At 59.7% G+C, this 2,053-nt stretch carries 1 protein-coding gene; it reads right to left on the bottom strand.

The window, feature by feature from the left end; all coding sequences use genetic code 11:
* Positions 1–1,759 (bottom strand): SNF2-related protein (locus EN780_RS32825; protein ID WP_133372831.1); only part of this gene is annotated, 1,759 nt, incomplete at its 3' end.
* Between the last annotated feature and the right edge of the window lie 294 nt (positions 1,760–2,053).

Raw genomic sequence — 2,053 nt, 5'->3', positions numbered from 1 at the left:
GGACAAACACCAGCACCTGGTTCGCCGCATCGACGAGATGCTTCTCGAGCCAGTCACCCAGCGCATCGGCGCGGCTGCAATCGCCTTCTTCGTGCCAGGCATGTGCCAGCGCCTGGGCGGTGCGAAGCCAGATCGCCTCGCCGGGGAGCGCGGGGAGTTCGCGCACTAGTTCCGAGAGAATGATCGGCTCATCATTCGGCCCGGCGTCGATGGTTATCCGACCGATTGGGTCCAGGGTTTCGCCGCTGGGGTCGTTGCCGATCGCTTCTCTCCGTTCTTGTAGGAACCGGAGCGTGGAAGAAGAGGAAGAGGAGCAGAAACGCTGATAGAGCGCGCGCGTCGCTGCGCCAGCGGCGTCCTCCGCTGCGGGTAGTTCCTCGAGATGACTGAGGAAGATTGCCTCGGTCTGGGTCGGAGCGCAGGGAATTTCGATGAGCCCGCGGACCGGCCAGGCGCTACTATCGCTGCCCAGCGTTGCGCGCCTGGTCCGAATGATCCGGTGATCAAGTCGATGAAATTCCTGGACATATGCAATGAGTTCGAGCGCCGCGTCTGCCTCGCCAGCGCGCATTCGCGCCACCAATCCGTCAAAGAAGGAATCGCCTGCGATCAGGCCGATCCATTCGTCTGCGATAAACTCAACTTCGTCCGGGTTGAGCGTGCGCCCTTCGCTCGCAGTGGCATCGATCAGCTTTCGGGTGAAGTTGAGCCGATCCCAGACCGTGCTCTGCCGATCATATTTAGCTTGCAAGGCCTCTGGGGGCAGTCCGCGATAGGCCTCAGGTGCAACCAGCGCCAGCATGCCTATCAGCCCGCCGATATCCCGCTTTGAGGGGGTTGCCGAGAGAAGCAGTAGGCCGTCCGCCTGCTCTGCCAAACGCTCCAAGACCGGATAGAGAATGCTCCCGGGCGGGATCTGATGCGCCTCGTCGATGACTATCATGTCCCAGCGCCGGGACGTGACAAGATCGACAAGATTAGAATAGGCCTCCAGCGCCGTAGTAGCGACAATCAGGCGCGGACCAGCAACGATGCTCGCGAGCGAGGCGCGGCTCTCTTCAATCATCCGCGTACAATCGACATGCTGATAGGCGCGGGCACCGAAACGTAGATAAGTCTCGGTGAGCCATTGCCGCGACATTGATCCAGGAGCGATCACCAGCACGCTAAAGTCACGGCGTTCGGCTTGGAGCGCTTGAATGATGAGGCCAGCCTCGATTGTCTTGCCGAGTCCGACCTCGTCGGCGAGTATAAAACGCGGGGTGCGGTCGAACAGCACGCGCCGTGCCGCATAGATCTGATGGCCCAGAGGTAAAATGCAAGCGCCGAGCATTGCCGGAAAACCGCCCGAAGCGGCATACCAACGTGCATAGAGATCGGCTATCGACCAGCGCCCCATAAAGCTCTTCGGCGAATCCCAGCGATAGGTCTTGAGAAGGTTAAGGGGGTCGGTACTGTCGCCGACCGGCATGATAAACCCTTCCCAGACCTCGAATAATCCGTCCTCTGACTGAATGCGGTAGACGAAACCACCGTCATCACGCTCGACCAGAAACTCGAGCACTTCGCCATTTGCGGTTGTACCGGTCGCTGTGCGGAAGCGGACTGGGGTTCCTTCGCTTAGACGCGTCCGAACAATAGGCGTGTTGGGCGCAATAATCCGCGTGCCCTCGCCGCTGAAGTGGACAATTGCGCGACCTAACTCGTCGTACTTGTGCAGTTTGCCGACGCCCAATTGGCCAAGCGCCAGCACATTCACCAGGCTTCCGATGGGAGCGTTCACAATCGCGCGGAGCAGAGTTGTATCTTACCGACTATAGATTCGGTCATCCCGTTCCCCTCCCGATGCAATGCAAGCACGAATAGACGCGCGTTACCTGCTGGGAACGCACACCCGATATTATGCAGCGGGAGATCCAGGACTTCTCTGCTAAGATCGTTTGGAACACCGTGGCTCTGCAGCGGCCATTGGCCACGGAGACCGATCCCCCCCGCGTCGCTCCGCCCCGGTAATTCAACTACAACTAACATGCCCCAAAAAGCACAACACTTC

This window comes from Mesorhizobium sp. M4B.F.Ca.ET.089.01.1.1 (assembly GCF_004022605.1).
GTDB lineage: Bacteria > Pseudomonadota > Alphaproteobacteria > Rhizobiales > Rhizobiaceae > Mesorhizobium > Mesorhizobium abyssinicae.
Note: the sequence above shows the minus strand (reverse complement) of the source record. Positions and strands in the feature narration are given on the sequence as shown.